The organism is Pseudomonas sp. B15(2017), from assembly GCF_002113215.1.
In the GTDB taxonomy this organism is placed as follows: domain Bacteria; phylum Pseudomonadota; class Gammaproteobacteria; order Pseudomonadales; family Pseudomonadaceae; genus Aquipseudomonas.
In genome coordinates, this window is sequence record NZ_NEJZ01000007.1 from 291,281 (window position 1) to 298,164 (window position 6,884).

Here is a 6,884-nt window from a genome sequence, read left to right on the forward strand (position 1 = left end):
GAGCGATAGGGGACAAGTCGTGGATCAGTGGCCGGGCGCCGTTTGCCGCCAGGCCTGGGAACGGCGCAGCAAGCCGCGCGAAGCCCACGCCAGCAGCAAGGACACGCCCGCCGAGGTGAACAGAATCAGGGTCGACATCGCCGCCGCGCCGCCGACGTTGCCGGCGTCATCCATGTTCAGTACCGCCACCGCCGCGAGAATGGTGTCGGGGCTGTAGAGGAAAATCGCGGCGGACACGGTGGTCATGGCCGAGACGAACAGGTAGCGCACGATGTCCAGCAGCGCCGGCAGGCAGATCGGCACGGTGACCCGCAGGTAATGCCGGTACAGCGGCGCCTTGAGCGACAGCGCGGCGGCCTCGAACTCGGCGTCGAGCTGACGCAGCGCGGTGGTGGCGGTCATCTGCGCAGTGGTCAAATAATGAGCAATGGTGCAGACGATCAGCAGGGTCATGGTCCCGTACAGCACGTGCAGCGGGTTGCCGGTCAGGTTGAAAAAGAAGACGTAACCCAGACCGAGCACCAGCCCCGGTACCGCCATCGGTACGAAACTGAGCATGCGCAGTGTCAGATTCAGCCCGCGCTGGCTGCGGGTCTTTTCCATCAGGTAGGCGCCGGTGAAGATCAGCACACTGCCGATCAACGCCGTGCCCAGCGCCATCTTCAGACTGTTGCCGTAGGCCAGCCAGCCACCGCCGGCGGTCTCGTTGAACTGATAGTGGTTGAGCGACAGCGACAGGTTGTACGGCCAGAACTTCACCAGCGACGAGAACACCGCCATGCCGAACACCAGCAGCAACGCGGCGCTGATCAGCAGGACAACGGCGAGATAAAAGGCATCACGCTTCTTCGACGGCGCCGGTTTGAACACCTGGGCGCGGCCGCTCATGGAGTCGCCGTGACGACGACGCAACCAGGCATCGACGCCGAAGCTGAACAGCGCCGGCAGCAGCAGAACCATGCCGATCAACGCGCCGCGACCGAATTGCTGCTGGCCGACCACGGCTTTGTAGGCTTCCAGCGCCAGCACCTGATAGTCGCCACCGACCACCACCGGTACACCGAAATCGGTGATGGTCAGGGTGAACACCAGACAGACCGCGGCGAACACGGCCTGACGGGTCGCCGGCCAGGTGATGCTGCGAAAGGCTTTCGCGGGACTGGCGCCCATGCTCGACGCTGCGTCGAACAGTCGTGCATCCGCCAGTGACAGGGCTGACAGCAAAATCATCAAGGCATGTGGGAAGGTGTAGATCACCTCACCCAGAACAATCCCCCAGAAACCGTAGATGTTGTCCGAGAGCAGTCCGCGCAGCATGCCCTGATTGCCGAACAGATACACCAGCGCGATCCCCGGCAGCATCGACGGCGCCATCAGCGGCAGCAACGAAATCCCGCGCCAGATACCCTTTGCCGGAATCAATGTGCGCTGCAAGGCGTAAGCAAACAGGTAGGCCAGCGGTACGACGATGGCCGCGACGCTGAGGGAAACTTTCAGGCTGTTGCCGAGCAGCCAGTGGAAATTGTCGCTGGTCACCAGTTCCTTCGCGGCGAGCCAGCCACCGCCCTGCCCGGCTTCGCTGCTGAAACCGCGCCAGAAGATCGCCAGCAATGGCAACAGCACCGCCACACCGAGCAGCACCAGCAGCAGGAGTTTGCCGCCGAGGACGAAGATCCGGTCGCCGACCTCGGCCCCGGACACCTGCCGCGCCTGCTTTTGCGGTAGTGGCAGTGCGAGGTTGCTGTTCATCAGGCAAACACCTGCAGGCTGCGGGGCGGCAAAGCAACCATGATCTGCTGGGCGCCGAGGCGCGGCATGGCTTCCGGCGCCAGTTCGGCGAGCAAGGCATGACCGGGCAATTGATCGAGCTCGAAGCTCATGCGGCAGCGATTGCCAAGGAAAGTGATCTCGCGGACCCTGGCCGGGAACAGGTTTTCCTCATGCCCCAGCGGATTGACGTTGATCGCTTCCGGGCGGCAGAACAGTCGGCCCGACGGACTGTGGACGCTGCCGTCGGCCAGGCGCAGGTTCATCCCGCCAACCTTGGCGTGACTGTCGCTGCTGCGCTGGAACGGCAGCCAGTTACCCTGGCCGACAAACTCGGCCACGAACGGTGTGGCCGGGCGGTTGTAGATTTCCTGCGGGGTGGCGTACTGCTCGACCTTGCCGTTGTTCATCACCGCAATGCGGTCGGCCATCAGCATGGCTTCGTCCTGATTGTGCGTGACCATCAGGGTGGTGATGCCGAGGTTGCGTTGCAGTTGGCGCAGCTCGGTGCACAGATGCTCGCGCACCCGGGCATCGAGGGCCGACATCGGTTCGTCGAGCAACAGCAGCGACGGCGCGGGGGCCAGGGCTCGGGCCAGGGCTACACGTTGTTGCTGGCCGCCGGACAACTGGCCCGGGTACTTTTTCTCACTGCCGCTGAGGCCGACCAGTTCCAGCATCTGACCGACACGACGGCGCACTTCATCGCGACCACTGCTGGCGAGGCCGTAGGCAATGTTCGCTTCGACGGTCAGATTGGGAAACAGCGCGTAGGACTGAAACAGAATGCCGTAGTCCCGAGCCTGTGGCGCGAGGTGGGAAACGTCGCGCTCACCGAGGTACAACTCGCCGCTGTCCTGCTTCTCCAGACCGGCGATACAACGCAACAGCGTGGTCTTGCCACAGCCCGACGGGCCGAGCAGGCACACCAGCTCACCGGCCGCGACATCGAGGGAGACATTATCCAGCGCGGTGAAGGCGCCGAAGCGCTTCTGCACGCCACGCACTTTCATCGGTGCGCCGGGGTTGGTCAGGGCAGTTGCGATTGCAGGGTTCATGGACAGGCCTCATCAAGCGGATGAGGCAGATCCTAGAGTTGTAATGCGTCGGTCATATGGCAACGACGCAAAAACGACCGATAGTGGTATTCAGGGATTTTGGTTCCCCGCGGATCGTTCCCACGCTCTGCGTGGGAATGCAGCCCGGGACGCTCCGCGTCCCAAGAGCGGACGCAGAGCGTCCAATGAGGCATTCCCACGCAGAGCGTGGGAACGATCATTACGATCAGGCCGGGGACATTTCCTGCGCCAGTCCAAGAAACGCTGCCGGCAACCGGGCGCTCTTGCGCTCCTTGAGGCAGTAGAGGTATTCGGGAATCTGCGGTGCATTCTCCAGAGTCAGCACCCGCAATTGCGGATCATGCGGCACTTCCTGACGGGCGATGATGCTGATGCCGATATTGCGCAGCACCGCTTCGCGGATCGACTCGCGGCTGCCGATCTCCAGCAACGGCCCGAAACTGACGCCGGCGCCGGCCAGCAACTCTTCGGTCAGGCGACGGGTGGTCGAGCCGGATTCACGCATCAGCAAGGTATGCCCGGCCAGCGCACTCAGCGCTACATGGTCGTGCGCTGCCAGCGGATGATTGCGATGCACCGCCAGCACCAGCGGATCGCTGCCGAGCACTCTACGGATCAACCGCGCATCGTCGAGCAGCTGCGACGACGCCGCGACATCCACCCGATAGTCCTCCAGCGCTTCGAGCACCTGCTGCGAGTTGCCGATTTCCACCGACACTTCCACCTGCGGCAGGCGCTCACGGAAGGTCTTCACCAGATCGAGGATGTAATACGGCGCGGTGGCAGCGATACGCAGCGTGCCCTGCACCTGACCACTGTTGCGCAGGAAGAACTCGATATCGGCCTCCTGCTGCAACAGCGCCTTGACCATCGGCAACAGCCGCGCGCCTTCGTCGCTGACACTCAGGCGCCGGCCGCCACGGTAGAACAGTTCCACCGAATACTGGCTTTCCAGATTGCGGATCTGGGTGGTCACGGTCGGTTGGCTGAGGCCGAGCTTCTTTGCCGCCAGCGTGATGCTGCCCAGACGGGCCACCATGTAAAACGCTTTCAGCTCGGCACTCAGCACAACCGCCCCTCTTCCTCTACTTGCGCAACAGGCGCAAACCGTTGAACACCACCAGCAGGCTCACGCCCATGTCGGCAAACACCGCCATCCACATGGTGGCGAGCCCGGCGAAGGTTACCCCAAGAAAGATCGCTTTGATCACCAGCGCCAGCGCAATGTTCTGTTTCAGGATGCTGGCCGTGTTGCGGGACAGGCTGATGAAGGCCGGAATCTTGCGCAGATCGTCGTCCATCAGGGCGACATCGGCAGTTTCAATTGCTGTATCGGTACCGGCCGCCGCCATCGCAAACCCGATCTCGGCCCGAGCCAGTGCCGGCGCATCGTTGATGCCGTCGCCGACCATGCCGACTCGACGGCCCTGCGCGTACAGATCTTCGATGGCTTGCAGTTTGTCGGTCGGCAACAAGTCGCCCTTGGCCTGATCGATCCCGACCTGTGTCGCAATCGCCTGCGCGGTGTGGACGTTGTCGCCGGTCAGCATCAGGGTTTTCACGCCCAGATCATGCAACTGGCGGATCGCCTCGCGGCTGGTTTCCTTGACCGTGTCGGCTACGGCGAACAGCGCCAGCGGGCCGGAACGGTCGAGCAGCAACACCACGGACTTGCCCTGTTTTTCCAGCGCGAACAGCTTTTCTTCCAGTTGCGGCGAGCACAGGCCGAGTTCTTCGACCAGACGGTGGTTGCCCAAGTGGTAGGCCTGACCGTTGATCTCACCTCTCACCCCGCGGCCGGCCAGCGCTTCGAAGTTATCCACAATCAGCGGCGCGAAACCTTTATCCACAGCCGCATTGGCGATGGCCAGCGACACCGGGTGATCGGAACGCCCGGCCAACGCGACGGCAATCGCCGGGGCCGTGGCGTCGGCGGTCGGATCGAGGGACAGGTAATCGGTCTGCACCGGTTTGCCGTGAGTGAGGGTGCCGGTCTTGTCGAGGGCCAGATAGTCGAGTTTGAAACCGCCCTCCAGGTACACGCCACCCTTGACCAGAATGCCTTTGCGCGCCGCCGCCGCGAGGCCGCTGACGATGGTCACCGGGGTGGAAATCACCAGCGCACACGGGCACGCGACGACCAGCAGCACCAGCGCGCGGTAGATCCAGTCGAACCACGCGGCGCCCATGAACAGCGGCGGGATGATCGCCACGGCCAGAGCCAGGGCGAAGACCACCGGGGTGTAGATTTTCGAGAATTGATCGACGAAGCGCTGGGTCGGTGCCCGCGCGCCCTGCGCCTGTTCCACAGCGTGGATGATCCGCGCCAGAGTGGAATTGTTCGCCGCTGCGGTCACCGCGTATTCCAGCGAACCAGCCTGGTTGATGGTGCCGGCAAACACTTTGTCGCCGACAGTTTTCTCAACCGGCAGGCTTTCGCCGGTGATCGGCGCCTGATCGATGGTCGAACTGCCGCTGACAACTTCACCGTCCAGCGCAATACGCTCGCCGGGTTTTACCCGCACGCGGGCGCCGATATCGACGCTTTTCACCTCCAGATCGACCCAGTTGCCGTCCGCCTGCAACACCGTCGCCCGCTCCGGCATCATCTGCATCAGGCCGCTGATGGCGTTGCGCGCGCGATCCAGCGAGCGCGCTTCGATCAGCTCGGCCACAGTGAACAGGAACATCACCATCGCCGCTTCCGGCCACTGGCCGATCAACACCGCACCGGTTACGGCGATGCTCATCAGCGCGTTGATGTTGAGGTTGCGGTTCTTCAGGGCGATCCAGCCCTTTTTGTAGGTGGTGAGGCCACCGCTGAGGATCGAGATCAGCGCGATGATCGCTACCACCCAGGTCGGCGCAGCGCTGGTGAAGTGAATCACTTCGGCAGCCAGCGCACCGACGCCGGACAGCGCCAGCGGCCACCAGTGTTTTTTCACCGGGGCTGGCGCTGGTGCTTCAACGCCCGCCTCCAGCGGCTCGGCCTGCATGCCAAGGGATTTGATCGCGTCGATGATCGGCGCGGTGTCCGGCAGATTGTGGGTCACGCCGAGCACGCGGTTGATCAGGTTGAATTCCAGCTGCTGGATCCCGGTGAGTTTGCCGAGCCTGTTCTGGATCAGCGTCTGTTCGGTCGGGCAGTCCATCGCTTCGATGCGGAAACTGCTCAGCCGGGCGTCAGCGCTATTCGCTTCACTCAGTTGAATCAGCGACGGCGCCGCCGCTTTCGATGCACAGCAGGAATCAGCGCCGTGGTCGTGTTTATGCACAGGCTGCAATTTGTGGCGGTGGTCGTGTCCCGCGTGGGATTGGTGGGTGTGCTGGGAATCGCTCATTGGTCGCGTCCATGAAGGTGCCTGTTGCCAAGTAAAGACCCTGTAGCCACTATAGGGTCAAGCACCCTTTTTGGAGATGGCCGTCATGAAGATCGGAGAACTGGCGAAACAGACCGATTGCGCCGTGGAAACCATCCGCTACTACGAGCGCGAAAACCTGCTGCCGGAACCGGCCCGCAGCGACGGCAACTACCGGGTCTACACCCAGGCCCACGCCGAACGCCTGACCTTCATCCGCAACTGCCGCACCCTCGACATGACCCTCGAAGAAATCCGCAGCCTGCTCGCCTTGCGCGACAGCCCGCAGGATCAGTGCGAGAGCGTGAATGCGCTGATCGACGAGCATATCCAGCACGTCAGGGCGCGGATCGACGGGCTACTGGCATTGCAGACGCAACTGCTCGACCTGCGACAGCGGTGTGGCGAAGGGCCGGAGGCGGATCAGTGCGGGATCCTGCAGCGGCTGGAGGTGAGTGGCGGGGTTGTGGCGGCGGAGATTGAGCATTCGCATGTGGGCCGCAGTCACGGTCACTGAGCACACCACATAACACTGTGGGAGATTCTATGGTTTAGGGGAAACCCTCAACTTGCTTTCGGCTGGTATTCGCTCTGCCCCTTTAGTAGTGCGAATACGACCCGAGCAAGTTTACGGGCCAGAATCACCAGTGCCTGAGTGGTGCTGAACCCTTTAGCTCGT

The 6,884-nt window shown here is 62.9% G+C and carries 5 protein-coding genes and 1 pseudogene; 1 reads left to right on the forward strand and 5 read right to left on the reverse strand.

Features of this window, described 5'->3' with window-relative positions:
* Window positions 1-24: 24 nt before the first annotated feature.
* The 4 genes from CAF73_RS13490 to CAF73_RS13510 form a co-directional block, all read right to left on the reverse strand.
* Window positions 25-1,749, reverse strand: coding sequence for a putative 2-aminoethylphosphonate ABC transporter permease subunit (locus CAF73_RS13490; protein ID WP_085702931.1), 1,725 nt, complete (start codon window positions 1,747-1,749; stop codon window positions 25-27).
* Window positions 1,749-2,825, reverse strand: a complete 1,077-nt coding sequence (locus tag CAF73_RS13495; RefSeq protein ID WP_085702932.1) for a putative 2-aminoethylphosphonate ABC transporter ATP-binding protein — start codon at window positions 2,823-2,825, stop codon at window positions 1,749-1,751. Before CAF73_RS13495 ends, CAF73_RS13490 begins: the two co-directional genes overlap by 1 nt.
* Window positions 2,826-3,051: 226 nt before the next feature.
* Window positions 3,052-3,915 carry a LysR family transcriptional regulator gene (locus CAF73_RS13505; protein WP_085697889.1) on the reverse strand — a complete coding sequence of 288 codons (864 nt, stop codon included), beginning with the start codon at window positions 3,913-3,915 and terminating at the stop codon, window positions 3,052-3,054.
* A 16-nt stretch (window positions 3,916-3,931) separates the two neighbouring features.
* Window positions 3,932-6,187, reverse strand: a complete 2,256-nt coding sequence (locus CAF73_RS13510; RefSeq protein WP_085702934.1) for a heavy metal translocating P-type ATPase — start codon at window positions 6,185-6,187, stop codon at window positions 3,932-3,934.
* Window positions 6,188-6,272: 85 nt separating this feature from the next.
* Between CAF73_RS13510 and cadR the strand changes: the two genes are divergently transcribed.
* A complete protein-coding gene (gene cadR, locus CAF73_RS13515) occupies window positions 6,273-6,722 on the forward strand; it encodes a Cd(II)/Pb(II)-responsive transcriptional regulator (RefSeq protein WP_085702935.1) in 450 nt (149 codons plus the stop codon).
* A gap of 47 nt (window positions 6,723-6,769) precedes the next feature.
* On the opposite strand, the pseudogene CAF73_RS30465 reads toward cadR, so the two are convergent.
* Window positions 6,770-6,884 (reverse strand): annotated as a pseudogene (locus CAF73_RS30465) (IS110 family transposase); the annotation flags it as partial.

Coding starts and splice junctions, on each gene's coding strand:
- CAF73_RS13495 (WP_085702932.1), bottom strand. CDS start 2,825: ATGAACCCTGCAATCGCAACTGCCCTGACCAACCCCGGCGCACCGATG.
- CAF73_RS13510 (WP_085702934.1), bottom strand. CDS start 6,187: ATGAGCGATTCCCAGCACACCCACCAATCCCACGCGGGACACGACCAC.
- CAF73_RS13490 (WP_085702931.1), bottom strand. CDS start 1,749: ATGAACAGCAACCTCGCACTGCCACTACCGCAAAAGCAGGCGCGGCAG.
- cadR (WP_085702935.1), top strand. CDS start 6,273: ATGAAGATCGGAGAACTGGCGAAACAGACCGATTGCGCCGTGGAAACC.